The organism is Embleya sp. NBC_00888, from assembly GCF_045207655.1.
Classification (GTDB): Bacteria; Actinomycetota; Actinomycetes; order Streptomycetales; family Streptomycetaceae; genus Embleya.
In genome coordinates this window covers 1877639-1903425 of the sequence record NZ_CP108784.1, presented here as the reverse complement: position 1 = coordinate 1903425, position 25787 = coordinate 1877639, and the positions used below count along the sequence as shown (strand labels likewise).

The window sequence follows — 25787 nt, the reverse complement described above, 5'->3', positions numbered from 1 at the left end:
CCGCCACAAAACCCCGGCGGAACTCTACGTCGTGCCGAGACCTGGACCAATTCTCGCGTGCCCGGTCCGGGGGCGGCGCGGGACGATCGGCGCACAGCACCGACGGCCGCGGGGTCGGCCCGGCCGGCGGTCGGGACCCGCGGCCGGTGTCGGTGCGCGGGCGGTCGGGCGGGTCGCGTTCCCGGGCAACCCCGCGGCCCGGGAACGCGACGTATTCGGGGTGGTCCGCTCAGGTGCGGGACCAGCCGTAGGTGCGCTCCACGGTGATCCGGATGACCACGCGGTGTTCCGTCGCCATCACGTCGCGGTATTCGGCCCAGTCCGGGTGCTCGCCGACGATCAGGCGGTAGACCTCGACGAGTTCGTCGGCGATCGGGTCGTCGGGCGACTGGCACGCGGCACTGATCTCGGCGTGGCCCTCGGCGACCAGGTAGGCGTCGTAGTCGGGAGCGGTGACCAGGAAGCTCGCGCGCGGGTCGCGGGCCAGGTTGCGGGTCTTGGCGCGGTCGACGGTGGCCGAGATCCGGATCAACCGGCGGTCCGGCTCCCACAGGTAGGAGACCGGGGAGAGCTGGGGGCGGCCGTCCCGCTTGAGCGTGGTGAGGACGCCGCGTCGGTCGGTGCCGAGGAGTTTCGTGTCCATCGTGGGCGACTCGCTTTCGCTACGGGCTTCGGTGTCAGTCGAGGCAGGAACCAGTGGGCCAGCGGCCCGATGGCGAGGGTGAAGACGATCGTGCCGACGCCGACCGTGCCGCCGAGCAGGACGCCCGTTCCCAGGACGGTCAGCTCGATCACGGTGCGGCCCAGCCGGATCGAGTGGCCGCGAGCGGCCCAACCGGTCATCAGCCCGTCGCGCGGGCCCGGGCCGAGTCCGGCGCCGATGTACAAGCCGGTGGCGAGCGCGGTGATCATGATCGCGGCGGCCAACAGCGCCGCCCGCAGCGGCAGGTTCTCCGGTGCGGGCATCAGCCACAACACGCCGTCCACGACCAGGCCGACGACCACGACGTTGGCGATCGTGCCGAACCCGGGTCGCTGCCGCAGCGGGATCCACAGCAGCAGGACCAGGACGGCGGTGCCGATCACGACCTGCCCGAACGGCAGCCCGGTTCGCTCCGCGACGCCCTCGTGCAGCACGTTCCACGCGTCCAGGCCGAGTCGGGCGCGCACCATCAGCGCGATGCCGACGCCGAACAGGGCCAGGCCGAGAAACAGGCGGATCAGCCGATTCGGCAGGCGAACGGGGGCGGTCACGAGGCATCCGCCTTCCTGGCCGCACTCCCGGCGCTCGTCGGGGTGGGCGAAGTAGTTGATGTGTCATGTAGATCGTCCGACCAAGTACATGACATGTCAAGTAGCTGCTAGATTGGTGGCCATGGCCCGCATCGAGGAGACGCCCTGGCTGGACCCCGGGCAGCAGCGCGCGTGGCGGGGGTATCGCCGGTTGCGACTGCTCGTGGATACCCGGGTGGCCCGTGATCTCGCCGTCGACTCGGGGCTGTCGGACCCGGACTACGACGTGTTGTCCGAGCTGTCCGAGGCGACCGGCCATCGCCGCCGACTGGGCGAGTTGGCCGAGCGCATGTGGTGGTCGCAGAGCCGGATGTCGCACCACGTCAAACGTATGCAGCAGCGAGGCCTGGTCCGCCGCGAGGAGTGCGCGGGCGACGGCCGCGGCGCCGAGGTCGTGCTGACCGCCGAGGGGCTGCGGGTGATCGAGGAGGCCGCGCCGCACCACGTCGCCTCGGTCCGGCGGAACCTGATCGACCTGCTCACCGAGGAACAGATCGCGATGCTGGCGCAGATCGCGGACACGGTGGTCGAACGCATCGAACCGCGCACCTGACCGTCCCGATCGGGTGCCCCGGGAAGCGCCTGCTCCGGGGCGGGCGGGTGCTCCCACCGGCACGGGAACCGCCCACGGCCGAGGTCGTGGGCGGTCGGCCGGAGCACCCGGCGTCGAGCGGTCGGCCGGTCAGGCGAACGGTCGGCCGGTCAGGCGTCCTGCGCGTAGCCCTTGGCGACGTGCTCCAACCACCACTGCGGTGCGGCGTTCATCAACGTGCCGAAGTCCCAGTAGTCGTGCCAGCGCACGATCTCGCCGTCGCGGAACTCGTGGATCGACACGAACGGCAGCACCACCTGCTCGCCGCTCTCCCAGTGCCACTCCTCGGCGTGCTCGGTCACCACCAGGTCGCCTTCGGCGACGGTGCTCTTGTGGTGGTGGATGTAGCCGGAGAGCATCTCCAGGCCCAGCCGCAGCCGGGCCTCCACGGCCGCCGGTCCGGTCGCGCCGGGCCCGGGCGCGGCGACGTCCGTGTAGTGGCCGTCGGCGGCGAAGTAGGCCGCGACCTTGGCGAAGTCGCGGGCGTACAGGTCCTGCCAGAACTGTTCGATCAGCCGCTTGTTCGCGGTCGCGTCACTCATGGCGCGCACCCTACGCACGCGCGCCGAAACTAAACAGAGGCAAGCTTCTCGGCGGGACGTCCCAGGACACGCCTCGGGTACGCCACACACCCGCCGCCGGGTTGGCCGGCGACCGACGCCGGTCAGGGGCGATCCAGGACCAGCGCGGTGAGCAGCGGCGCGTCCGGCCAGGCCGGACGCAGGTCGCCGAGCACTCGATAGCCCCAGCGCAGATACAGCGCGAGGACCCTGGGGTGGGTCGGATCCACCAGCAGGGTCACCCGTTGTTCGGTGCGGGCCGCGAGGAGTGTGTCGTGGATGGTGCGCGCCGCGCCGGAACCGCGCCAGGGTTCGCGGACCATCAGTTCGTTGAGCGCGAACGTACGCCGTCCGTCCTCCTCGATGTCCGCCGCCGGCACCGGCTCGGTGAGTCCGGTCCACCAGCGCGCGCCGGCCTGGAGCGTGTACCCGAAGGCGTAGCCGACCGGGATGTCGCGGCTCCACCCCACGACGCACTCGAAGCCGGGCGCCGCGGCATAACGCGCCAACCGCTCCGCGAAGGTCGACACCGAGTGGAAGGGGCGGTCCAGATCCGCCGCGTAGACCTCGGCGTAGATGTCGAGCAGCACTCGCCGGATCTCGTCGAGGTCACCGCCCCGGTGATGGGTCCGCGCGATGTCGGTTGTCACGCTTCCTCCAGGTCGAGGTCATCGGCCCCCCGGCACGGGATCTTCCCCACTCCCGCTTCGGCCCACGCACGGCGAGCCTGATGATCCGTCAACAGCCTTGCGCGACACGGAAATACTCGACGCGGCCGGGCTTCGCGTGGTCCCCTGCAAGGATGGCTGACCCCCTCCACGAACGTGACCTCGCCCGGCCCGCCCTCGACCTGGTGGCCAAGGCCGCCGGCCCCTACCTGGAGGCGCTGCCCGGGCTGCCGGTGCGGATCCCGGCCGCCGACGTGCTCTTCGACCGGTTGGGCGGACCGCTGCCCGAGCGCGGCGACGGCACGTTGGCCAGCATCGAGGAACTGCTCGACGTGGGCACCCGCGCCGCGACGCAGTCCTCGGGGCCCCGGTTCTTCCACTTCGTCGTCGGCGGAGCCACCCCGGCCGCCCAGGCCGGCGACTGGATCACCGGGCTGCTCGACCAGGTGGCCGGACTGTGGGTCGCGTCGCCGCTGGCGACCGAGACCGAGACGGTGGTGCTCGGTTGGCTCAAGGACCTGTTCGGGCTGCCCGACTCGTACGGCGCGGTGCTCACCCCGAGCGCGACGTTCGCCAACCTCACCGCGCTCACCTGCGCGCGGTACTGGTGGGCCGCGCAACACGGCGTGGACGTCACCGCCGACGGGCTGGCCGGACTGCCGACCATGCCGGTGCTCACCAGCGGCTACGTGCATCCCAGCAACCGCAAGGCTCTGCAGATCCTGGGCTGCGGGCGGGACACGCTCCGGGTGTGCGCGCGTGACGACGCGGGTCGGGTGGACATCGACGCGATGGAGCGCGCGCTGATCGAGATCGACGGGCCCGCCGTACTCATCGCCACCGCCGGCGAGGTGGACACCGGTGACTTCGACCCGATCGACGCGCTCGCCGACCTGGCCCGACGCTACGGCGCGTGGCTGCACGTGGACGGCGCGTTCGGCCTGTTCGCCGGCGTCTCGCCGCGGTTGCGGCATCTGGTCAAGGGCGTCGAGCGCGCGCACTCGGTGGCGTCCGACGGGCACAAATGGCTCAACGTGCCGTACGAGAGCGGATTCGTGTTCGTCCGCGACGCCGCGGTGATGGGCAGGGCGTTCGGCGCGTGGAACGCCCCGTATCTGCCCGGCGCCGGCGACACCCACCTCAACTACGGCTCGCTCGGGCCGGAATCCTCACGCCGGGCCCGGGCACTGCCGATCTGGGCCACGCTGCGCGCGTACGGCCGCTCCGGGTACCGGGCGATGATCGAGCGGCACAACGACCTCGCGAACCACCTCGGCGCGCTGGTCGAGCAGGCCCCCGACCTGGAGTTGCTGGCCCCGGTGCAACTGTGCGTCGTGTGCTTCCGCTACCGCCCGGCCGCGCCGACCGGTGAGGCCGAGTCGGACGAGCTCAACCGCCGACTCGGCGCCGAACTCAACGAGGACGGTCGGGTGTACGCGGGTACCACCGTCTACCGGGGCCGGGTCGCACTGCGCCCGGCGATCGTGAACTGGCGAACCACCGAGGCGGATGTCGAACTGCTCGCGGACGTGGTGCGGGAGATCGGCGCGCGGGTGGCCGCGGACCTGCGCGCGGAGCCCCCGGCATAGGTCTCCGAACAACTCTGCGATCGCACCGCGTGAAGCGAATCATTCGGGGCAGACGTCGGGCGGAGGTGGTTCAAGATGATTCCGCTGCTTGTCGTGCTTTTGCTCGCTTTGATCCTGTTCGGTGCAGGATTCGCCCTGAAAGCCCTCTGGTGGATAGCCGTGATCGTGCTGGTGCTCTGGGCCCTCGGGTTCGTGTTCCGCAGCGCCGGTGCGGGTGGCCGTCGTGGGCGTTGGTATCGCTGGTAGTCGACACGTCGTCGAACCGCCGGACGCGGGGCCCGTCGAAGCGACGGGCCCCGCGGCCATGCCCGGGATCGGTCGCCGAGGATCGGTCCGAGCGAACACGATCCGGTGTCGAAACGATTCCGCGAGGGGGTCTGGGCGGCGGAACGGGAGGAGTACTTTGGGGAGACCGAGGGCACCTCGTATGCCGTCACCCATGGCGGCGTCGTCTGCGGCGATCCGGACATCCGCGCACCAGACCGACCAGAGGATTCGAACCCATGTACTCACAGCACTCGATCGCGGGACACCGCCGAAGCTCTCGACCGGAGACCACGGTCGAGATGACCTACGGCCTGGCCTGCACGATGTGCGGCCGCGACCTGCGGGCCGCAGCGGACCGACCCGCGCACGACGCGGTGCCGGTCGGGCATGTGGAGGAACGGCAGACCTTCGCCTGCCGCGGCGTGTGCGCGCGGTTCGCGAGCGGTTCGGCGGACGGTATCGCCGAGGAGCCGGTGCCCCTGGACCAGCGGGTGGCGGCCTTCCCGACCGAGTGACCGCCGGCGGCCGACCGCCGACCGGCCGCCGGCGGTCGCCCCGGCGCTCAGGCGCTGGTGCGCTTGCGCGTGGTCTTCTTCGCCGCGCTCTTCTTCGTGCTCGACTTCGCCGAGGACTCGGCCGAGGACTCGGTCCCCGACGAGTCCTTCGTCGAGGTCTTCGCGGAGGTCTTCGCCGCCGGCTTGCGCGCGGCACTCTTCCGGCCCGACGAGGCCCGGCCGTGGCCCTTGTTCGCCGCCTCGACGCTCGCGGTGAGCGCGGCCATCAGGTCGACCACGTTGTCCGGCGTCTCGGCCCGCTCTTCCTCGGCGGCGGCCGGGGCGGTGCCCTCCAGGCGCGCGACGACCAGCGAGTCGAGCGCCTCCTTGTAGTCGTCGTGCAGCGCCTGGAAGTCGAAGTCCTCGCTCAGCGTGTCCATCAACGACGTGGCCATCTTCAACTCCTGCGGCCGGATGTCGAACCGGCCCTCCGGGGCCAGCCCCTCGGACGTGCGCACCTCGTCCGGCCAGAGCATGGTCTGCAGGATCAGGATGTCGTCGTGCACGCGCAGCAGGGCCAGGCTCTCCCGGGTGCGCAGGGTGATCTTGGTGACCGCGGACTTGCCCGCCTTGTTCAGCGCCTCGCGCAGCAGCACGTACGGCTTGGCGGCGGCGGGGGTCGCGGTCTGGAGGTAGTACGCCTTGGACAACATCAGCGGGTCGATCTCGTCCACGTCCACGAACGCGAGCACGTCGATGACCTTCTTGCTGGGCAGCGGCAACTCCGCCATGTCCTGGTCGGTGAGCACCGCCTGCCGGCCGTCGGGCGCTTCGTACGCCTTGGCGATCTCCTTGTACGGGACCTCGCGCTCCTCCAACTCGCAGTAGCGCTTGAGGCGGATCCGGCCGCCGTCCTTCTCGTGCACCTGATGCAGAGGCACGTTGTGTTCCTCGGTGGCGGGGAAGAGTTGGACCGGGATGCTCACCAGTCCGAACGTGATCGCGCCTTTCCAACTGCTGCGCATCGGCTCTCCACTTTCGCGGACTATGCATCGAAATCTGGACACAAGGGGACCTTTACCGTATGTCGGACCGCATCGCCACGACAGTCGACGGACGTTCGCTGACGCTCACCCACCTGGACAAGGTGTGGTGGCCCGAGACCGGATACACCAAGGGCCAGGCGCTGGACTACTACGCCAAGGTCGCCCCGGTCCTGCTCCCGCACCTGGCCGGGCGCCCGGCCACGTTCATCCGCTTTCCGCACGGCGTGGACGGCGGGAGTCGCTTCTACAACAAGCACGTGCCGCCCGGTGCGCCCGACTGGGTGAGCACGATCGAGGTCGTCGGCCGAGACGAGAGCAGGCACCAGGTCGACGTCGACTCGCTGGCCACCCTGATGTGGGCGGCCAACCTGGCCGCGATCGAGCTGCACGTGCCGCAGTGGGGCGCCGACCCCGACGGCCACGACCGGCTGGTGCTGGACCTGGACCCCGGGCCGGGGGCGGGCATGGCCGAATGCCGTGAGGTCGCGCTACTGGCCCGCGACCTGCTCGCGGCGGACGGGTTGACCTGCGTGGCCAAGACCTCGGGCAGCAAGGGGCTGCACCTGTACGCGGCCCTGGAGCCGACCCCGGAGGCCGCGGTCGGGGCGTACGCCAAGGCGCTCGCGGTGCGCCTGGAGGGGGATCGGCCCGACCTGGTCGTGTACCGGATGGCCAAGAATCTGCGGGCGGGACACGTGTTCGTGGACTGGAGCCAAAACGCCAGTGCCAAGACCACCGCCGCGCCGTACACACTGCGCGCGCAGCCCGAGCCGACCGTGTCCACGCCGGTGTCCTGGGCCGAGATCGAGTCGGACGCCGAGCTGGTGTTCGACCCGGCCCAAGTCCTCGAACGGGTGACGCGCGACGGCGACGTCTTCGCGCCGCTGCTGGCCGCGAGCACCACCGGCCGGCTGCCGTAGGACACGCTCCGCGGGCATCGGCCGCCCCGGATCAGTCCTCGGCCAGGTCCGGGCGCAGGCGATGCCAGGACGGGTGGCGCAGCAGTCCCGCGCGAGTGAGTGTCGCGTACCGGACCTCGCCGATCAGCCGGGGCAGCACCCAGCGCGCGCCGACCACCTCCGGCTGCGGCGTGAACGGGCACGCGTCGATCGCGGACACCCGCAACAACTCGCCCAGGACGGCCCGGTCCCGGTCACCGAAGCCGGTGCCCACCGCGCCGACGTAACGCAGCACACCACCCTCGCGCACGCCGACCAGCAGCGCGCCGGGCAGACCGGTGAGCCGGCCGCGACCGGGCACCCAGCCGCCCACGATCACGTCCAGGGTGTGCACGTGCCGGATCTTCACCCAGTGCCGCGAGCGCTCGCCCGGGGTGTACACCGAGTCCAGCCGCTTGCAGACCAACCCCTCCAGGCCCTCCGCGCGGGTCGCCGTGAGCGCGGTCTCGCCGTGCCCGACCAGCGCTGCCGGCGTCGACCAGTGCGGCCCGTTCAGTTCGAGCCCCTCCAGCACCCGACGCCGCTCCGTGTACGGACGATCGATCAGTGGTCGGCCGGACAGCAGCAAGACGTCGAACAGCAGCAGCCGGGCAGGCACCCGATCGCGCATCCGGGCCGCGTCGGCGGGGTGGTCGGCCAACCCCATCCGGGACTGAAGGCGTTCGAAGTCGCTGTGCCCGCGCTCGTCCAGCGCGACCACCTCGCCGTCCAGCACCGCCGACCGGGTGCCCAACGCGGTGCGCAGCGCGCGCAGCTCCGGGTAGGCGCCGGTGATGTCGGCCCCCGAGCGCGCCCGCAGCAGCACCGTGCCGTCCCCCGGGAGATAGCCCAGACACCGTTGACCGTCCAGCTTCGTCTCGTACGCCCAACGATCGTCCTCGGCGGCCGGCGGCAACGATCCCGAGGTGGCGAGCATGGGCGGATACACCGGTAGATCGGCCATGGGGTGAACCTGGTCGCGACGGCGGTCGGGTACACACACGGTCCCCCGGACGGCCCAGGGCATGTCGGTGCCGCCGGCGGGCTGTACGGACCGGTCGGCGGAGGGCGTGCGGCGCCGATCAGGGGCGCTTCTCGTCGCGGAGCACGCGGAAGGAGATGCCCGCGGAGCGCAGACGGGTGATCAGGGCGTCGCCGAGGGCGGCGGCCGACGTGGTCTGGCCCGCGGTCTCCGGGAGCCGGTCGTGGGCCAGGGACAGCGCGGACTCGGCCAACATCTTGGCGGTCTCGGTGTAGCCGGGGTCGCCGCCGGCCACCTCGGTGATCAGCCGGCGGTCGCCGGCGTCGGCGACGAACAGCACCCGGAACCAGGACTTGTCGCGGGCGGCGGCGGAGGGGCCGGTGCCGGCCGCGCGCTGGGCGAGCAGGCGTTCGCGGACCGGGCCGATCCGGGCCAGGCCGACCAGGGCGCCCAGGCCGACGGCGCCGGCCAGCGCGACCGGGAGGTGCTTGACGGCCGCGTAGTGCCGGTAACCGAAGTCGGGGCCGTAGTCGGGCAGCGCGGCGGCGGAGCGGACCACCACGTGCGGGTCGATCGTGGGCAGCGGGATCGCCCACATCCCGGTGGTGCGGTCCAGCCGGGGCGGCCCGGTGCCGATCCGGACCCGGCGGCCGAGCGGCGCGGGCTCGGCGGCGCGGCGGGCCCGATGCGCGCGGTCGGCCTCGCGGAGTCGGGTGAACGCGTTCATCGCGGAGTGGAAGGTGCCGCCGGAGAAGGTGCCGCTCGCCCGGACGAAGCCGTCCACCCGGATCGGTACGTCCCGGGGCAGCAGGCCCACGGTGTACAGCACGCCCAGGTCGTGCGGGATCGAGTCGAAGCCGCACGCGTGCACGAGTCGCGCCCCGGTCGCGACCGCTGTGGCGTGATGGTCGAGGTAGACCCGGTCGACGAACTCCGCCTCGCCGCACAGGTCGACGTAGTCGGTGCCGGCCGCCGCGCACGCGGCGACGAGCGGGCCGCCGTGCCGGAGATAGGGCCCGACGGTGGTGGCCACCACGCGGGTCGAGGCGGCGAGTTCGGCCAGGGCGGCGGTGTCGTCGGCGCGCACGCACAGCAGGGGGAGGTCCGCGTGGCGCGGGTCGATCACGGCGAGGCGGTCGCGGAGCGCGCGCAACTTCTCCGCGTCGCGGCCCGCCAGGGCCCAGCGGGTCGTGGGCGGAGCGGCGCGGGCCAGATAGGCGGCGGTCAGTTCGCCGGTGAACCCGGTCGCGCCGAACAGGACGATGTCGTGGACACGGGTATCCGAGGGCATCTCCCGAGGCTGGCGCACGGGTTCGAGGACGCGCAAGCGGGTCCGGCCGATCGGCCTCGCCCGGGGGCGGGTTCGGGGGGTTCTCGACGCGGCTTTTCGCCGGCCGTGAGCGCGGACCGGGCCGACCGTTTAGGCCCTACGGCCCGGCGACGGTGGGTTCGGCTCGGCCCCGCCGTCGCCGCCGAGCCGGCCCGAGCGCCGGTCGGGACGGGGTGGGTGTCCGTCCGGTGCTCCGGGCCGACTCGTTCGGGTGCGTCGTCGTCCGTTCGGCGGGTCAGCGGGTCAGCAGGGCCGTGATCGTCGAGCCGGGAGCCTCCGGGCTCCAGGTGGGATCGCAGCCGGCGAGGGCGGCGAAGGCGCGGGACCACTTGGTCGGGTCGCCGCCCAGGTGGGTTTCGATCAGGGCGGCGATCTCGGTGCGCGCCTCGTCGGCGGCGGCGCGGATCGTGGGATCGGCCTCGATCCGGATGGCCGCCTCGGCGATCCAGCGCAGCACGGAGGCCGCGCCGCGGGCGCGGTGGACCAGGTCGTGGCCGGTCAGCAGGCCGGTCGTGACCAGGCGGTCCAGGTGGATGTGCCACGCGGTGTCGCCGAGCAGTTCGCGGCCGAAGGCGACCGAGGCACGCGCGTGCTCCGCGTCCAGCGTCGCGGCCGTGCGGGCGATCCGGAAGTGCACGGGCCCGAGTTCGAGCAGCCGCGCGGGCGAGTCCGGTTGGATCACGAGCCGGTTCAGCACGTCGGCCGGGAACGGCTCCCGCTCGTGCTCGGCCACGATCAGGTCCCAGTCGCGCAGGTACGGCAGGTCGAGCACCTCGTCCGTCTCGGAGCCCCGCGTGCACCTGCGCAGCTTGGCGACCAGCTTGTCGCCGGCGCGTTCGCGGTCGATCCGCTCGGTGAGCGCCGCGTCGGGATCGGCCGTCGCCAGGGCCTTGGCCACCACCCGGCCGGCCGTCGCGCCGAGCACGCCCTGTTCGACCAGATCGCCGACACGATCCGCGCCGCCGTACCGCAACAGACCCCGCACGCCCAGGAGTCGGTCCAACAGCGAGGCCTTCTTGCCCAGTCGGCGCAGCGTGTGCTCGATCACCTCGGGGTCGGCCGCCTCGACCCGCAACCGCAGCGCCGGCAGCACGGACGCGGTCGCCTTGTCGTCGACCAGGAGCCGTTCGCGCAGCTCCGGATCCAGCGGCAGCAGAGCCGGCGACCCGGCAGCCGGACGCCCCTGCGGCACGCGGGAGAGCACCGCGCGGCGCACCACGACGTTGCCGGGGACCAGCGGCGAGCCGTACAGGTCCGCGTTCAGCACCGGGTCGTCCAAGCGCGCGAGCCGAGCCCGGATCGCGCTGTCGCGACTGTGCGTGGCCAGGATCCGCAGCGTGGTCCGATCCCGGGTGAGGAAGGGGTACTCGTCGAGCGCGGGCGCGTGGTGCTCGACGTAGTCCGCGTAGGCCCACAGCGTGGGGTAGGCGTGCTCGCCCAGTCGCGGCAGCAGCACCGCGAGCGCCTCGGCGGACGCGCGCAGGAGCAGGTTGCCGGCCGGCCACCGCCAAGCGCGGCGCACCCGATGGGCGCTCCGACGCACCGTCTCGAACTCGACGGTGATCGGCGACTCGAGCCGCCCCCACTCGAACGTCTCGTCGGGAGCGGACTCCGGTTTCACGTCCAGGACTTCCGGCAACGGGAGATCCCCCGCGGTGTCCATCGCGACGAGCGCGCGCGACCATCGCTCCGGGTCCACGCCCAGTCGCTCGGCGACCAGCGCCTCGACCGCCCGGTTCAGCGGGCCGGCCAAGGCCAGCGCGCGCCACTTCCTGGGCAGCGGGGTCAGGGCCGGGGTGGGGAGCACGCCGAGCACGTCGGTGGGGCCGACGATGCCGTGCCGATACGCGCCCTCGGCCAGGAAGTCGCCGCCGCCACGCCTCTCGTCGTAGTACTCGCGGATCCAGCGCAGGTACGAACTCGGCTTGGTCAGGCCCGGCCAGGTGTCCCTGGTCGGGTACTGCTCGGGCCGCTCGGCGGGGTTTCCGGCCAGGAGCGCGGTGATGCGGTCCTTCGTCGGCTCCTCCAGGCCCTTGTTCTCGGCCATCGACGTCAGCACCTCGGGCTCGCCGAGGTCGATCAGGTCGTTGGCGACCGACTCGTCGAACACCCGGCGTCCCAGGGCCACCCGCGGTTGCACCGAGTCGCTGCCGAAACACGCCTCGTAGAGCCAACTCGGGTACTCGTAGCCCGGCGCGTCGACCGTCGACACCGAGGCCAGCGCCGCGAGCACGGCCGGATCCTCCGGCACCGGGACGGGCACCGGATCCGGACCGGCCGCGACGTCGCGCAGGAAGTGCGCCGCGACCAGCCGGGACCTGCGATCGGGATCGGCGGCCCGGATCGTGCCGGCACGCCGGGTGGTCGATGCCGGCGCGGTGGCGGGCACCGGTGCGCTGTTCGCCGTCTCGGCCGCCTCGCGCCGCGCGGCGGCCAGCGTGGCGGCGTCCGCTCGGGCCAACTCCTCGGCTCCCGGCCGCGGACCCGCGGCCTGACCGGCCACGGTGACCAACTCGGCGAGCGACGCGTTGAAGCCGTCGATCAGACCGACCGCGATGGCCAACGCCTCGGTGTGGCCCGCGAGATGCTCCCGGGTCAGCTCGGCCAGCCGGGCCCGCATCGGGGCCAGCACGGTCGTCGGGTTCACCCGGCGCGCGGCCGTCACCACCGCCTGCGCCGGATGGGCCACGTCGATCAGCCGGGCGGGATCGAGCAGGTCGTACTCCACCGCCTCGTCCACCCAGTTCTCGTTCCCGTCGAACGGCTCGGTGCGCAGCCATTCCTCCGGCAGGGTGTCGTTCGTCCGGCGGGCGTAGTTGCGTTGCGCGTTGATCAGCACCAGGCGCAGCCGCGCGCGGTCCTCGTCGGTGGCGTCCTCGTGGCGGATCAGATCGTCGACGGCCTCGAAGGCGAACGGTTCCTCCCGCTCGGCCGCCATCAACAGCGCGAAGTCGTGCGCGTACGGCTCGTGCACCAGGTCGCGCACGGTGGTGCGACTGGTGCGGGTCTGCAAGCGGTGCGGCAGCGTGGCGGGGTCCTCGTACGGTTCGCCGCTCTCGCGCAGGTCGGCCAGGCCGTCCTCGGCCTTGAGCGCGGCCTCCACCCGCTTGCGGATCTGCGCCGCGGTGCCGGTGCCGCTGCTGTCCAGCAGGGTGCGTACACCGGCCGGGCCGTGCCGTTCCCAGACCTTGACGTAGGCGTACTGCTGGGCGATCTTGCGGCAGCCGAACCACAGTGCGCGGCCCGCGAGTTCCGGATCACCACTGGCCACCAGCGGCAACAGGGTGCGACGGTCGCCGTGGGCGAGCAGTTCGGCGCGCAGGCCGGGGGCCAACGGCGCGCGCGCGGCGATGGCGCGGCGCAGCGACGGCGTCGAGCGCAGGCTCAGGTAGGCGGCGGCGTCCACGGTCGGGACTTGTTTGGCCACCAGGCGGGCCAGTTCGCGGATGTCCAGGCCGACGTTGCGGGCGATCGCCTCCCACGCGCGCGGGTCGGTCGAGGTGATCGCCGCCTCGCGCACGCGTCGCGGGAGCGAGCCGCTGGAGAGCAGGTCGCGCACCAGCGAGTCGGGCAGGTCGGGCAGCAGGGCCCGCAGGTCGTCGGGGTCGGCCGCGGTGAGCAGGTGCCGGTAGGGCTTGGTCAGCGTGGGCGGCGGGCCGCCGGCGGGCTCCGGCTGCGCGGTCACGGTGCCCGCCGCGATGCCGGCCAGCAGGGCGGGCAGTGCTTCGCGCCGGCGCGGCAGTACGGCGCGCAGCGTGGTCCAGCGGTCGGCGTGGGTGCCCAGGTGCCGGTGCAACAGGTCGCGCAGCTCGGCGCATTCGGGCAGTTCGACCAGGGTGGCGACGGCGGTTCGGGCCGGGGTCACCTCGTGCACCACCCGGGCCAGGTCGGCGGGTTCGGCCAGGTCGCGGGTGAGCGCGGCGATCCGGGCCAGCGCCGGGTGTTTGGGGGTGCCGATCGCCGCGCGCAACATCGCGAGCGCCGGCCGGGCGACCGGGCCCACCACCGTCGGGTGCGCGGTGTACAGCGCGACGAGCAGGTCGTCGGGGCAGTCCGGGTCGGCGGCCAGCAGCGCGGCGATCGACTCGGGCAGCGGTTCGCGCCGCTGCTCGTCGCGCACGGCGACCCAGTCGATCTCCCGACGCCATGTCAACGGCGGCAGGCCGGCGCGCAGTTCGGCGATCATCCCGGCACTGCCCTCGGCCTCGGCCACCGCGTCGGCCAGTTCGGGACGCGCGGTGACCACCTCGCCGACCGGCAGGGCGGTCGCGGCCACTTCGGGCCGCACGTGGCGCGACGCCTCGGCGAGCAGGTCGGTGCCGCCGTGCAGGCTCAGCGACAGCAGGCCGCGCAGTTCCTCGGCGGCGGTCAGGCCGCCGGCACACGCCCGCAGCGCGTGCGCGACCAAGTCCGGTCGATCGGCGACCACCGCGGCGCCCAGTCGGCGCGGCAACTCGCCCTCGGCGGGCTGCGCGAGCAACTCCTCATGCAGCGCGGTCAGCGGGTGCGGGGTGTCGGCATGGCGGCCGGGCGCGAGCACGATCCGGCGCATCCACGCGCCGGCCTCGGGGTGCGCGTACACGATCCGGTCCACGACCGGGTCCGGCTGCTCCAGCAGCGCGGCCAGATCCGCCGCGGTGAGCACCGCCCCGTTGTGCGCGAGGGCGCGGCGCACCCACGGGTCGGGGTCCCGCGCGGCGAGCGAACGCAGGCTCGGAGCGAGTTTCGGATCGCCCAGCAGCGCGCCGACCACGTCGTCGCCGATCCGATGGCGGACCCGCCCGAGGTCGCCGACGGCCGCTCCCTCGAACAACAATCCGACCAGAACGGCCTTGTTCGTGATCTGTACCCGTGCCACCACTCGCCCCCGCACTCGCCCGTCCCACTTTCGGGTTCCACCCCATCACAACGCGCGGACATCGGGCGCGCCGGCCCCGCCGCGGTGGCGATTGGTTCGGACGCGCATTCGGGTCGACGTGTCGACCTGCGGTGATTACGGGTACAACCGATCGAGTCCTCCCAAGTAGTACGGCCTGTCCGGATCATGGTCGAGCGCGTCGCGGGTCGCGATGTCGCACCTGGCGGGGTCCGGGGTCGTCCCGGGGCCGGCGGGTGCGGGCACGGGTCGTGACGTGCACCGGCTACGGATGGTCATGTCCAGGTGGAGGCCCTGCCCGGCGGGTTCGCCCGCTCGAAAGGACGGTTCGGTGATGACCACTCTGGGTGTCGAGGAGGAGTACCTGCTCGTGGACCCGGTCAGCGGACTGCCGGTACCGGCGGCCGAGCGGGTCCGGGCCGAGGCGAGCCTGCGGCCCGGGATCGACCTCGGCGACGTGCAGCCGGAATTACTGAAGGCGCAGTTGGAGGTGGCGACGCCGGTGTGCACCTCGCTCGACGAGATAGGCGGGCACCTGTCCCGGATGCGCCGCGAGCTGTCGGCCGCGGCCGAGCGGATCGGCTGCCGGATGGTCGCCTGCGGGACCGCGCCCGCCGGCGACGGGAAGCTGATGGAGGTGAGCGAACATCCGCGCTACCTGGCGATCCGGGCGAACGCCCGGCGATTGGCCGACGTGCAGCTCATCCACGGGATGCACGTGCACGTGGCGGTGCCCGATCGGGAGACCGGCGTGCAAGTGGTCAACCGGATCCGGCCCTGGTTGCCGGTGTTGGTCGCGATGGGCGCCAACTCGCCGCTGTGGCAGGGGCTGGACACCGGCTTCGCGAGCTGGCGCACGATCCATTACGCGCGCTGGCCGGTGGAGGGGCAACCGCCGCTGTTCGCCGACCTGGAGGAGTACGAACGGCGGGTGGACGCGCTGCTCGCGGTGGGCGTGATGCTCGACCGGGGTCAGGTGTACTGGCAGGTGCGGCTTTCCGAGCGGTTCCCGACCGTCGAGATCCGGTGCCCGGACGTGCAGTTGCGGGCGGACGACGCGGTGATGCTCGCGGGTCTGGTGCGGGCGTTGGTGGTGACCGCGCTGCAGCAGCACGACGAGAAGGTGCCGTACGCCGCACCGGAGCCGGAACTGCTCCGGGCCGCGTGTTGGTTGGCGGCTCGGGACGGATTGGAGGGCGATCTGTTCGGGCCGGTGGGGCCGGCGGGTACGGCCCGCCGGATCGAGGCGGGGGACCTGGTCTGCGAGCTGCTCGAGCACGTGACCCCGGTGCTGGACGAATTCGGGGACACCGCCCGGGTGTTCTCGCTCGTGGACCGACTGATCCTGCAGGGCACGGGGGCCGATCGGCAGCGTGAGGCGTTCGTGGCCGGGGGTCTGCCGGGCGTGCTGGATCTGCTGATCTCGGACACCACGGGGACCTGACGGGGGTGGGCCGGGTCCGGCCGTCATCGGTCGTGCTCGGTCTTCTCGGCTTGTTCGTTGTACGTGGTCCGTTCGATGTGGTCGGTGTGCGAGGCGGATTCGTGCGCGCGACCCGTTCGTTCGGTGTGTTCGAAGTGATCAGTGGTGCGGAAAGGGGCTGACGGGGGAGGGATCGGGAGGCAGGCTGGGGGTGTGTCGACTCCCGCGCATCACCTGACTCCTCCGCCTCGGGCCGGCCACCTCGTGGTGTGCGGCGACGACGCGCTCGCGCAACGGCTGTCCTACGAACTCGCGCACGTCTACGGCGAGCACGTGACCGTGCTGCTGCCCTCGGTGCACCGCAACCACGGCCCGCAGATCGACGACCTCGCGCGCGGCGGGGGGTTGTCGGTGTCGGTGGTGGAGGCGGCCGAGCCGGACGACGACGCGTTGCGCTCGGCGGGCGTGTCGGGCGCGATGGCGCTCGCCCTGGTCTACCGGGACGACCGGGCCAACATCCACGCGGCGTTACGGGCCCGGCGGATCAACCCGAACATCCGACTCGTGGTGCGGCTGTACAACCGCAAGCTCGGCCGACACCTGGAGGAGCTGCTCGACCGCGCGGTGGTGGCCCGAATCGGGGACCTCTCGGCCCGGGACGTGACCACGACCGTGCTCTCCGACGCGGACACCGCCACCCCGGCCCTGGTCGCGGCGGCGATCTCCGGCGCGGGCAAGGTGGTTCAGGCGGACGGGCTGCTGTTGCGGGCGGCCGAGCGGCCCGCCGACGAGCGCGACCCCGCGTCGTACCTGTACACGCTCGCGCTCGCCTCCGACGGGGTGGGCGGCAGCCCGGAGTTGCTGCCGGACGACGGCGCGGTGGCCGCGGCGGGACGGACCCGGGGGCGGACCGTGCTGGAGACGATCACCCTGGAGGAGGGCGGCGGCGCACCGGTCAACCGGCCCCGGTTGCCGCAGGGACTGCCGGTGGCCACGCTGTTCCCGCCCCGGCTGCGGTACGCGATCTTCGGCCTGGTCGCGCTGCTCTTCGTGTTCGCGGGCCTGACCTGGTGGGTCACCGGGGATCCGCCGCTGCGCGCCGCCTACCGCTCGATCCTGGACGTGTTCGGAATGGGCGATCCGGCGATCGGCGAGGGCACCGGACGGCAGGTCCTGCAGGTGTTGTCCGGGCTCGCCGGGATGGCCCTGATGCCGGTGCTGTTCGCGGTGGTGCTGGAGAGCCTGGGCACGTTCCGCACCGCGACCACCCAGCGCCCGCCGCCGCGCGCGATCGCCAACCACGTGGTGCTGCTGGGTCTGGGCAAGATCGGTACGCGCGTGCTGGATCGGCTGTGCGACCTGGGCATACCGGTGGTGTGCGTGGAACGCGACCCGCAGGCGCTGGGCATCGCGACCGCGCACGCGCGTCGGGTGCCGGTGGTGATCGGCGACGTCACCCGCGAAGGCGTGCTGGAGGCCGCGCACATCGGCACCAGCCGGGTGCTGCTCGCGCTGACCAGCGACGACGCGATCAACCTCGAGGCGGCCCTGTACGCCCGCGAGGTCGATCCCGAACTACGGGTGGCGATGCGACTGTTCGACGACGACTTCGCCAAGATGGTGAACCGCACGCTGCGCGAGTCCTACCCGAACGCGCTGACCCGCAGCCGCAGCGTCTCCTCGCTGTCCGCGCCGGCCTTCGCGGGGGCCGTGATGGGTCGGCAGATCCTGGGCGCGATCCCGGTGGAGCGCGAGGTGTTGCTGTTCGCGGCGATCGACGTGGCCGGCCACCCGGAGTTGCAGGGGCAGACGGTCGCGGAGGCGTTTCGGGCCGGACTGTGGCGGGTGCTCGCGCTGGACGTGGCCGATCCGGCGGAACGCCGCGCCGACCTCGGCCGGGACGCGGCCCCACAGCGCGACCTCCAGTGGGAACTCCACCCGGGATACCTCCTACGCCCCACCGACCGAGTGGTCCTGGTAACAACCCGGCAGGGCCTGGCCCAACTCCTCCAAGCCAACCGAGGCCCCACCCCAACCCACTGACGCGCCCCGCCCCCGCGCCCCGCGTCCCCCGCCGTCGGCGCCCCTTGGTCCCGCAGCCCAGAACCGCCGGCCCACGACCGCAGCCTGCGCCCCGAGCCCGTCGGCGCCCCGCCGCCCGTGGCCGGAAACCGGCAATCGCGTGGCTCGCGACCCGAGCCCGGCCCTCCACGCGAGGCCCGTGACCCGTGATCCCGTGGTTGCGACCGGCGCCTTCCCTCACCGTGACGTGATTCGGCAACTCGATATCGGAGGCGCGCGATTGCACAGTCCGCGACCCGAGGCCGCTCCCAGGCCCGCCGCCCGAGACTCGCGCCGCCACCACCACAGCAGCCTGCGACCCGCCCCGCTATCCCGCGGCCGAGTCCGCGGGCCCGGCACCCTCCTTTCGGCAGCCCGCGTGCCTCCGGCCCTCCGCGCCCGCGCCCTTCACCGCGCCCGTCATCCCCGCGCCCACGCCCTTCGCGCCCGCGCCACTCCCGCGCCCCGCGCTCCCGCGCCACTCCCGCGCCCCCGCGCAACCCCCGCGCCCGCGGCGTGGACTGTCCGGTGCGCGCGATCGGGGAAGGATGTCCGGAATTCTTCTTCGTTGTCACGGTGCGTCGCCGACAGACTTCGTAGCGACACGAGTCGGTGCGCGATGAAGGTGAGGGTGAATGGTGATGTCCGAAGGACGTGAGGGTGCCGGGGTGGGTTCCGGCGAGGCCGACGTGATCTTCCACGGCGGCGAAATCGAGACGGTGGCGGACGGGCCCGGTCCGAAGAGGGTCGTGGCGGAGGACGGTGCGCGGCCGGAGGCGGTCGCCGTCAAGGACGGCCGCATCGTCTTCGTCGGCGGTCTCGACGAGGCACTCGCGCGGTGGCAGGGCACGACGACCGAACTGCGCGACCTGGACGGCCGGGCGCTGCTCCCCGGCTTCATCGATCCGCACGGCCACGTGGTCGGCACCGGCCTCCAGGAGACGGTCGCCGACCTGCTCGGCGAGCCGGACGGCGATGTCGGTGACATCGACACGATCGTGCGCAAGCTGCGCGAGTTCGGTGACAGTGAGGTCGGCCGGCGCTCCGCGTGGATCGTCGGGTTCGGCTACGACGACGCGTTGCTCGACGGCGAGTTGCATCCCACCCGGGAGGACTTGGACCTGGTCTCCACCGAGCGGCCGGTGCTGGCCATCCACCAGTCGTTCCACCTGGGCGCGGTGAACAGCAAGGGGCTCGAGGTGCTGAACTACAGCGCCGCCACCGAGAACCCGAAGGGCGGGGTGATCCGGCGCGGCGACGAGTCGGTGCTGCCCTTCGGCGAGCCGAACGGGGTCTTGGAGGAGACCGCGTTCACTCCCGCCTCCGGTCGCGCGATCATGGGCATCGACGAGCGCGACCGGGCCCTGTTCCTGGACAAGGGCCTGAAGGCGGCGGCGAGCTACGGCTTCACCACCGTGCAGGAAGGTGCCGCCGAGCTGGCCGTACTGGGTGACCTGCGCGCATTGGCGGCGGCCGAGCCGCTGCCCCTGGACGTGGTCGTCTACGTGAAGGCGGCCGACGCGATCAAGACCCCGCACCTGGTCGACGCGAGCGGGGAGTACGTGAACGGCCTCCGGGCCGCCGGGATCAAGCTCAACCTGGACGGCTCCCCGCAGGGCAGGACGGCCTGGTTGCGCGAGCCGTACAAGACTCCGCCCGGTAACGAGTGCGACGACTACTGCGGTTACCCGACGTTGGAGGACGAGGTCGCCCTCGAGCAGGTCCGAGCCGGCTTCGCGCACGGCTGGCAGGTGATCGCGCACGTGAACGGCGACGAGGCGATCGCCCAGTTCATCCGCTGTGTGCGGATCGCGACCGAGGAGTCCGAGCCGGCCGATCGGCGTACGACGGGCATCCACTGTCAGACGGCGGGCGAGGACCAGATCGGCGAGTTCCGCCGCTTGGGCATCATCCCGTCGTTCTTCTCGATGCACACGTTCTACTGGGGCGACTGGTACGTCGAGACCGTGCTGGGCGAGTCGCGCGCGGTCGACATCTCGCCCGCGCAATGGGCCCTGGCCCGGGGCATGGTCTACACGTCGCATCACGACGCACCCGTGGCCCGGCCGAGTTCGCTCGCGATCCTGTCCGGTCAGGTCACCAGGAAGACCCGATCCGGCATCACCCTCGGCAAGCATCAGTGCGTGTCCGGGGCGGACGCGGTGAAGTCGATCACGATCAACGCGGCCTATCAGTACGGCGAGGAGGCGGAGAAGGGCAGCATCGAGGTGGGCAAGCTGGCCGACCTGGTGATCCTGAGCGCGAATCCGGTGACGGTGCCGGGGGAGGCGCTCCTGGACATCGTCATCGAGGAGACGATCAAGGCGGGCCGGACGGTCCACCCCAGGGTCGACACGATGCCGGTGCCGGTACCGGAGGGCGTCGGACTGAGCCTGTTCACGCACCACTGCTGACGTCGGGGTCGCCTGCCCGCGCCGAACCGGGGCGGGCGGGCGACCCGACGCTCAGGCCAGGGGCACGCCGAGGTCGGGAAGAACCTGCGCGCCCGGCAGTTCGGCCAGCAGCCGGCCCGGCACCCACAGCTTGGAGCCGCGGATCCCGGAGCCGACCACGACGCGCGGATGCGCGGCGACGGCGGCGTCGATCAGGATCGGCCAGTCCGAGGGCAGGCCGATCGGGGTGATCCCGCCGTACTCCATGTCGGTCGCGGCCAGTACGGCCTCCACGGGCGCGAACGACGCCTTGCGCGCGTCCAGGTGCCGGCGGACCAGGCCGTTCACGTCGGCTCGCGTGGTGGCGGTGATCAGGCACGCGGCGTAGGTGACCGTGCCGCCGCGCTTGGCCGCGATCACCACGCAGTTCGCGCTGTCGGCCGGGGCCACGTCGTAGCGGGCGCAGAACGTGGCGGTGTCGGCCAGCTCGGGGTCGATCGCGGCGACCTCGACCAGCCCGGCGGACTCGGCGGGCCAATCGGCCAGGGCGCCGGCCACCGGGTCGGCGAGCAACTCGGGGTGGGTCAGGGCGGGGTGAAGGGCGAGAGCGGTGGTCATGGACCCATCCAACCCAATCGGCCGCGATCGCGCGCCCGAGGCCGACACCGAGGCCCGCGCGCCGCCGGTCGTCGCACGTCGGACACCGGGCGCCGGAGGCCGCACGCGGGCCCCGCGCCGGGCGGCTCGGGCAGGAAGACCCGGCGGGCGGTACGGGCACGCCGTCGGGCGTATCGGCGGCGCGCAGCGATTCAGCCGCGGACCCGACGGACGGTGCGCGCGTACATGCGGCGGCCGACCAGGTGCCAGATCAGCCGGGCCGGCAGCGGGAGCCCGCCGAGCATGGTCGCCCGCTCGGCGGGCTCGGCGTCCTCCAGCACCACGCCGAGCAGGAGCAGGATCTGCGGCTTGGGCGTGGTCTCCACGAAGTGCTCGCCCATCGCATGCCACTCGCTCGCGGTGAGCAGCCGCTGGGCGAGCGGGAGCAGTTCGGCCTCCTCCTCGTCGAGGTGCTCGATCAACGCCGCGCGGTGCTCGGCGAGCGCCGCGACCAGGGCGTCCCGCTCGCCGACGCCGGGGTTCGCCACCCACGCCCGGACCAGTTCCTCGGCGGCGGTCAGCGAGCCGGCCACCCGCTCGTGCTGGGCCTCCATCCGCAGGACCAGCTCGGCCTCGAGGTCGACCCGGGCCAGCAGCGGCGGCCACAGCAGTTCGTCCTCGCCGGTGTGGTGGCCGTGCAGGCCCAGCCGGTAGAGGTCGAAGTGCTCGGCGAGCACCTTGGCCCGGGTGGTGTCGCCCGGCTCGACGGCGCCGACCAACTCGACCAGCAGGCGCGATTCGCGGCGCAACCCGCGGTGGACGATCACCATGTCCCGGGTGTCGAAGCCGGCGGACGCGGGGGTGATGGGCGAGGCGGTCATGGTGGATCCCTTCGGTGGGCCCTCGGCGCGGTTGCCGCCGGGCATGCTCATAGCCTGGTCCGGCCGTCTTGGAGGAATCCTGGAAGGAACATGGAGCCGTCCGGCGGGGTTGTTCGACGCCCGGCCCGCCGCCGAACGTGCCGGGGGACCGGGATGGGGGAGAAATGGTGTACCTGCGCGTGCTCGGCCCGTTCGAGGCCGATGTGGACGATGTGACCGTCCCGCTGGGCGGTCCGCGCCAGCGTGCCGTACTCGCGCTCCTGGTGGCCGCGCGTGGGCGGGTCGTCTCGATCGACCGGATGATCGAGGACCTGTGGCGCGGCGAACCGCCCGCGCAGGCCGTCACCTCGCTCCAGGCGTACGTGTCCAACCTGCGTCGCCTGCTCGAACCGGGCCGGGCCCGGCGGGCGCCGGCCACGGTCCTGGTCAGCGCGGCGCCCGGATACGCGCTGCGGCTCCCGGACGACGCGGTGGACGCGTGGCGCTTCGAGCGCCTGCTCCGGGCCGCGCGCGAGCGACTCGACGCCGCACCGGTCGAGGCCCGGACCGTGGTCGAGACGGCGTTGGCGCTGTGGCGCGGACCGGCGTTCGCCGCCGCCTCGGATGAGCCGTGGGCCCTGGACGAGGCCGCCCGACTGGGCGAACTGCACCTGAGCGCACGGGAGTTGCATATCGCCGCCGGGCTGCGATCGGGCGCGGCGGCAGCCGCGGCGGCGGACGCCGAGCGACTCACCCGGGACGCCCCGCTGCGCGAGGAGGCCTGGCGGCTGCACGCCCTCGCGCTGTGGGCGGGCAACCGCCAGGCCGACGCGCTGGCCACCCTGCGCCGGGCCCGCGCGGTACTGGCGGCCGACGTCGGCCTGGACCCGGGCCCGGCGCTCACCGAGGTCGAGGCGGCGATCCTGGGCCGACGGATGCACGTCCTGCGCGCGGCGACGGGGCCGGCGGAGGCGGCGGTCGAGGGCCCGGGCCCGGGGGTCGGCCGGGCACCGAGCGACCCCGAGGCCGGGCCCGCCGCGACCGGTGCGCCCGATCCCGCGGGCGGCCGGAGCGGGAGCCACGTCGAGGAGCCCGCTCGGGGCGCCCGCGCCCACAGCGCCCACAGCGCCGAGGACGCGTCCGGTGACCATCCGGCCGGGCCGACCGCAGGAACGCCGTACGACGCGATCGCCGCCGCCATCGATCCGCGAGCCGGCGTCGACCCCCACCCCGGCGTCACCGGTGAGCTCTTCGTCGGCCGGGACGGCGAACTCGCCGCACTCCTGGGCGAGGCCGAGCAAGTCGCGTCGGCCGGCCTGCGCGTCGCGCTGGTCACCGGCGAGGCCGGACTCGGGAAGTCCGCGCTGCTGGGTCGGCTCGGCGCCGGACTCGAGCAGGCCGGACTGCTCGTGGCCACCGGGCGCTGTCCCGAGGTGGACGGCGCGCCGCCCGCGTGGGCGTGGGTGGAGGCGCTGCGCGCGATCGCCGCGATCGTCCCGCCGCCGCCCGAGGCCGCCGCCGCGCTCGCACCGCTGCTCGGCGACGACGAGGGCGACGGCCCCGGGCAGGACACCTCGGCGGGCCGGTTCCGGCTGCACCGCGCGGTCTGGTCCTGGCTCGCCGCCGCCGCCCGACGGCAACCGTTGGCGATCCTGCTGGACGATCTGCATCGGGCCGACGCCGAGACCCTGGCCCTGCTCGCCGCCGGCGCCGCCGGCGCCGACGGCGACGCCGCGGGCGCGCCGCTGTTCGTGGTGGCCGCGTACCGCCCGGACGAGGTGGACGGACGCCTCACCGAGACGCTGGCCGGCCTGGCCCGCCGCTCACCCGTGCGCCTGGCGCTGGCCGGCCTGCCGGAGGCCGCCGTGGCCAGGGTCGTGGACGCCGTGTCACAGACCCCCGTCGACGCCGCGACGATCGTCGCGCTGGCCGAACGCACCGGCGGCAATCCGTTCTACGTCCGGGAGAGCGCCCGCCTGCTGGACAGCGAGGGCGCCCTGGTCGCGCTCTCCGACGTGCCAGAGGGCGTGCGCGACGTGCTGCGCCGCCGGCTGGCCCGGCTGCCCGAACCCGCCGTCGCCGTCCTGCGCCTGGCCTCGGTCGCGGGCCGCGAGGTCGACGTGGACGTGCTGGTGGAGGCGGCCGAGGTCGACGAGGGCGGCGTCGTGGACGCGCTGGACGCCGGCCTGATCGCCGGCCTGCTCACCGAACCGGCCCCCGGCCGGATCCGGTTCGTGCACGCGCTCGTGCGGGACACGATGGCCGCGGACCTGAGCGGGCTGCGCCGGACCCGGATGCACACCCGGATCGCCGCCGCGCTGGAACGCCTGGGTACCCGCGACGTCTCGGCGCTGGCCCACCATTACGGCAACGCGGCCACGGCGGCCACCGCCGCCCGGGCCGTCGAGACGGGCATCGCCGCGGCCGAGTTGGCCGAGCGCCGCTTCGCCCACGACACCGCGGTCGCCCTGCTCACCCGCGCGCTGGAGTGCCTGGATCGGATCCCGGCCGACACCCCGGGCGACCGGGACGCGCAGCGCGCCGACCTGTTCGGCCGGCTGCTGCGCGCGCAGGTGCGCGCGGGCGACGTGGCGGCGGCCCGACAGACCCGGCAACGCGCGTTCGACGCCGCCGAGTCGGCGCACCGCGACGACCTGACGATCGCCGCGTTCACCGCCTGGACGGTGCCCACGCCGTGGCAGAGCCGGCCGTACGGGGTGCTGGACCTCGGCGTGGTGGCGGCGCTGCGCCGGCTGATCGCGCGGACCGACCTCGCCCCGGAGACGCGGTGCCGGCTGCTGAACGGCTACGCCGGGGAACTGGTCGGCGAGCGGAACGATCCGGACCCGCGCGCGCTGGCCGAGGAGGCCGTCGCGCTGGCCGCCGACCTGGGCGACCCCGACCTGCGCGCGCTCACGCTGGCCACCCTGATCGGCAACCAGTCCGATGGTGCGGACGCGTCGGCACGAGCCGCGTCGGCCGGCGAACTGATCCGCCTCGCCGACACGTTCGACCTACCGGCGCACCGCTGGTACGCCCGATTCAGCCTGGCCACCGCCGCGGCCGACCTGAACGACTCGAAGACCACCCGTCGGTTGGTGGACGAGAGCGTGGCGATCGCCGACGCGTACCGCATGCCGGAGGCGATCGGCGTCGGCGCGTGCGCGCTCGCCGCCCTCGCGCACATCGAGGGCCGCCTCGAGGAGGCCGAGGAACGGTACCTCCGGGCCACCGAGCCGATGATCGCGCAGGGTTCGCTGCACGCGCTCGGGTTGCGTTGGCTGGCCCTGGCCACGATTCGGCTCAGCCAGGGCCGACTTGCCGAACTGGCCCCGCAGGCGCCGGAGATCCTGGCCGGCTTCGGCCCGTTCGTGGCCGACCTGTGCGCCCTCGCGGTGGCCGCCGACGGCCGGATGGAAGAGGCGCGGGCGATGCGCGCGTCCGTCGAGCCGATCCGCGCGGACTTCTTCCACACCCTGATGTCCACCTTCCGGGCGGCGGCGGTGGTCGCGCTGGCCGAACACGACGAGGCCGCCGCGCTCTACCCGACCCTGTCGCCCCTGCACGACGCCGCGCCGGGCTGCGCGGGAGTGTCCCTGGCGATCCGGCCGCCCGCGCACACGTTGGGCGAACTCGCCCGCTTCCTGGGCCGCGAGCAGGAGGCCACCGAGCACTTCGACCGGGCCGCCGAAATCGCCGAGACCTGGAACGCGCACCACTGGGCCGCCGAATCCAGAGCGGCGCGGGACCTGTATCGCGGCTAGGTCCTGTCTCCGGCGGATCTTGGTGGATCAGGTCGCGTCGTCCGGTGCGGTGCA

19 protein-coding genes are annotated in these 25787 nt (G+C 73.3%); 9 read left to right on the top strand and 10 right to left on the bottom strand.

Annotated elements, in window-relative coordinates; all coding sequences use genetic code 11:
• Window positions 1-229: 229 nt before the first annotated feature.
• Window positions 230-643 (bottom strand): PPOX class F420-dependent oxidoreductase, encoded by a 414-nt coding sequence (locus OG948_RS07435; protein ID WP_395863720.1) that lies wholly within the window; start codon window positions 641-643, stop codon window positions 230-232.
• Complete coding sequence (locus tag OG948_RS07430) at window positions 529-1254, bottom strand: YitT family protein (protein WP_406294819.1); 726 nt, start codon at window positions 1252-1254, stop codon at window positions 529-531. Before OG948_RS07430 ends, OG948_RS07435 begins: the two co-directional genes overlap by 115 nt.
• A gap of 121 nt (window positions 1255-1375) precedes the next feature.
• Between OG948_RS07430 and OG948_RS07425 the strand changes: the two genes are divergently transcribed.
• Window positions 1376-1846 carry a MarR family winged helix-turn-helix transcriptional regulator gene (locus OG948_RS07425; RefSeq protein ID WP_406294817.1) on the top strand — a complete coding sequence of 157 codons (471 nt, stop codon included), beginning with the start codon at window positions 1376-1378 and terminating at the stop codon, window positions 1844-1846.
• Between the two features lie 149 nt (window positions 1847-1995).
• Here the strand turns inward: OG948_RS07425 and OG948_RS07420 are convergent, their stop codons facing one another.
• Window positions 1996-2427: a nuclear transport factor 2 family protein gene (locus OG948_RS07420; protein ID WP_402233091.1), complete on the bottom strand. Its 432-nt coding sequence runs from the start codon at window positions 2425-2427 to the stop codon at window positions 1996-1998.
• A 122-nt stretch (window positions 2428-2549) separates the two neighbouring features.
• The gene (locus tag OG948_RS07415; RefSeq protein WP_406294815.1) at window positions 2550-3095 is read right to left on the bottom strand and encodes a GNAT family N-acetyltransferase; all 546 of its coding nucleotides are present in this window, start codon (window positions 3093-3095) and stop codon (window positions 2550-2552) included.
• A 152-nt stretch (window positions 3096-3247) separates the two neighbouring features.
• On the opposite strand from OG948_RS07415, the gene OG948_RS07410 reads away from it, so the two are divergent.
• The 3 genes from OG948_RS07410 (at window position 3248) to OG948_RS07400 (ending at window position 5484) form a co-directional block, all read left to right on the top strand.
• Window positions 3248-4702, top strand: coding sequence for a pyridoxal phosphate-dependent decarboxylase family protein (locus tag OG948_RS07410; protein WP_406294813.1), 1455 nt, complete (start codon window positions 3248-3250; stop codon window positions 4700-4702).
• Between the two features lie 75 nt (window positions 4703-4777).
• Window positions 4778-4948 carry a DUF5670 family protein gene (locus OG948_RS07405; RefSeq protein WP_355537031.1) on the top strand — a complete coding sequence of 57 codons (171 nt, stop codon included), beginning with the start codon at window positions 4778-4780 and terminating at the stop codon, window positions 4946-4948.
• Between the two features lie 257 nt (window positions 4949-5205).
• Window positions 5206-5484, top strand: coding sequence for a hypothetical protein (locus OG948_RS07400; RefSeq protein WP_395863732.1), 279 nt, complete (start codon window positions 5206-5208; stop codon window positions 5482-5484).
• A 47-nt stretch (window positions 5485-5531) separates the two neighbouring features.
• Here OG948_RS07400 and OG948_RS07395 read toward each other — a convergent pair whose 3' ends face one another.
• A complete protein-coding gene (locus tag OG948_RS07395; protein ID WP_406294810.1) occupies window positions 5532-6488 on the bottom strand; it encodes a Ku protein in 957 nt (318 codons plus the stop codon).
• Between the two features lie 59 nt (window positions 6489-6547).
• Between OG948_RS07395 and ligD (OG948_RS07390) the strand changes: the two genes are divergently transcribed.
• Window positions 6548-7429, top strand: coding sequence for a non-homologous end-joining DNA ligase (gene ligD / locus OG948_RS07390; protein ID WP_406294809.1), 882 nt, complete (start codon window positions 6548-6550; stop codon window positions 7427-7429).
• Between the two features lie 31 nt (window positions 7430-7460).
• Here the strand turns inward: ligD (OG948_RS07390) and ligD (OG948_RS07385) are convergent, their stop codons facing one another.
• The 3 genes from ligD (OG948_RS07385) to OG948_RS07375 all read right to left on the bottom strand — a co-directional run bounded on the left by ligD (OG948_RS07385) (window position 7461) and on the right by OG948_RS07375 (window position 14617).
• Window positions 7461-8411, bottom strand: coding sequence for a non-homologous end-joining DNA ligase (gene ligD / locus OG948_RS07385; RefSeq protein ID WP_406294808.1), 951 nt, complete (start codon window positions 8409-8411; stop codon window positions 7461-7463).
• A gap of 118 nt (window positions 8412-8529) precedes the next feature.
• Window positions 8530-9720: a saccharopine dehydrogenase family protein gene (locus OG948_RS07380; protein WP_406294806.1), complete on the bottom strand. Its 1191-nt coding sequence runs from the start codon at window positions 9718-9720 to the stop codon at window positions 8530-8532.
• Between the two features lie 274 nt (window positions 9721-9994).
• Entirely contained in the window at window positions 9995-14617 is a 4623-nt protein-coding gene (locus tag OG948_RS07375; RefSeq protein ID WP_406294804.1) for a hypothetical protein, read from the bottom strand.
• A 352-nt stretch (window positions 14618-14969) separates the two neighbouring features.
• Between OG948_RS07375 and OG948_RS07370 the strand changes: the two genes are divergently transcribed.
• The 3 genes from OG948_RS07370 to OG948_RS07360 all read left to right on the top strand — a co-directional run bounded on the left by OG948_RS07370 (window position 14970) and on the right by OG948_RS07360 (window position 20533).
• Window positions 14970-16079 carry a glutamate--cysteine ligase gene (locus OG948_RS07370; protein WP_406294803.1) on the top strand — a complete coding sequence of 370 codons (1110 nt, stop codon included), beginning with the start codon at window positions 14970-14972 and terminating at the stop codon, window positions 16077-16079.
• A 192-nt stretch (window positions 16080-16271) separates the two neighbouring features.
• On the top strand, window positions 16272-18101 hold the full coding sequence (locus tag OG948_RS07365) for an NAD-binding protein (protein ID WP_406294801.1): 1830 nt from the start codon (window positions 16272-16274) through the stop codon (window positions 18099-18101).
• Between the two features lie 659 nt (window positions 18102-18760).
• Window positions 18761-20533 (top strand): amidohydrolase, encoded by a 1773-nt coding sequence (locus OG948_RS07360; protein WP_406294799.1) that lies wholly within the window; start codon window positions 18761-18763, stop codon window positions 20531-20533.
• 51 nt (window positions 20534-20584) lie between these two features.
• Here OG948_RS07360 and OG948_RS07355 read toward each other — a convergent pair whose 3' ends face one another.
• Window positions 20585-21130, bottom strand: coding sequence for a YbaK/EbsC family protein (locus OG948_RS07355; RefSeq protein ID WP_406294797.1), 546 nt, complete (start codon window positions 21128-21130; stop codon window positions 20585-20587).
• 191 nt (window positions 21131-21321) lie between these two features.
• Window positions 21322-21990, bottom strand: coding sequence for a hemerythrin domain-containing protein (locus OG948_RS07350; RefSeq protein WP_406294795.1), 669 nt, complete (start codon window positions 21988-21990; stop codon window positions 21322-21324).
• Window positions 21991-22154: 164 nt separating this feature from the next.
• On the opposite strand from OG948_RS07350, the gene OG948_RS07345 reads away from it, so the two are divergent.
• Window positions 22155-25733: a BTAD domain-containing putative transcriptional regulator gene (locus OG948_RS07345; RefSeq protein ID WP_406294794.1), complete on the top strand. Its 3579-nt coding sequence runs from the start codon at window positions 22155-22157 to the stop codon at window positions 25731-25733.
• The last annotated feature ends 54 nt before the right edge of the window (window positions 25734-25787 follow it).

Bases quoted from the DNA above. Each gene is read 5' to 3' on its own strand.
- OG948_RS07435 (WP_395863720.1), bottom strand. From the start codon at position 643: ATGGACACGAAACTCCTCGGCACCGACCGACGCGGCGTCCTCACCACG.
- ligD (WP_406294809.1), top strand. From the start codon at position 6,548: ATGTCGGACCGCATCGCCACGACAGTCGACGGACGTTCGCTGACGCTC.
- OG948_RS07380 (WP_406294806.1), bottom strand. From the start codon at position 9,720: ATGCCCTCGGATACCCGTGTCCACGACATCGTCCTGTTCGGCGCGACC.
- OG948_RS07405 (WP_355537031.1), top strand. From the start codon at position 4,778: ATGATTCCGCTGCTTGTCGTGCTTTTGCTCGCTTTGATCCTGTTCGGT.
- OG948_RS07410 (WP_406294813.1), top strand. From the start codon at position 3,248: ATGGCTGACCCCCTCCACGAACGTGACCTCGCCCGGCCCGCCCTCGAC.
- OG948_RS07395 (WP_406294810.1), bottom strand. From the start codon at position 6,488: ATGCGCAGCAGTTGGAAAGGCGCGATCACGTTCGGACTGGTGAGCATC.
- OG948_RS07420 (WP_402233091.1), bottom strand. From the start codon at position 2,427: ATGAGTGACGCGACCGCGAACAAGCGGCTGATCGAACAGTTCTGGCAG.
- ligD (WP_406294808.1), bottom strand. From the start codon at position 8,411: ATGGCCGATCTACCGGTGTATCCGCCCATGCTCGCCACCTCGGGATCG.
- OG948_RS07345 (WP_406294794.1), top strand. From the start codon at position 22,155: ATGGTGTACCTGCGCGTGCTCGGCCCGTTCGAGGCCGATGTGGACGAT.
- OG948_RS07355 (WP_406294797.1), bottom strand. From the start codon at position 21,130: ATGACCACCGCTCTCGCCCTTCACCCCGCCCTGACCCACCCCGAGTTG.
- OG948_RS07350 (WP_406294795.1), bottom strand. From the start codon at position 21,990: ATGACCGCCTCGCCCATCACCCCCGCGTCCGCCGGCTTCGACACCCGG.
- OG948_RS07370 (WP_406294803.1), top strand. From the start codon at position 14,970: ATGACCACTCTGGGTGTCGAGGAGGAGTACCTGCTCGTGGACCCGGTC.
- OG948_RS07400 (WP_395863732.1), top strand. From the start codon at position 5,206: ATGTACTCACAGCACTCGATCGCGGGACACCGCCGAAGCTCTCGACCG.
- OG948_RS07425 (WP_406294817.1), top strand. From the start codon at position 1,376: ATGGCCCGCATCGAGGAGACGCCCTGGCTGGACCCCGGGCAGCAGCGC.
- OG948_RS07360 (WP_406294799.1), top strand. From the start codon at position 18,761: ATGTCCGAAGGACGTGAGGGTGCCGGGGTGGGTTCCGGCGAGGCCGAC.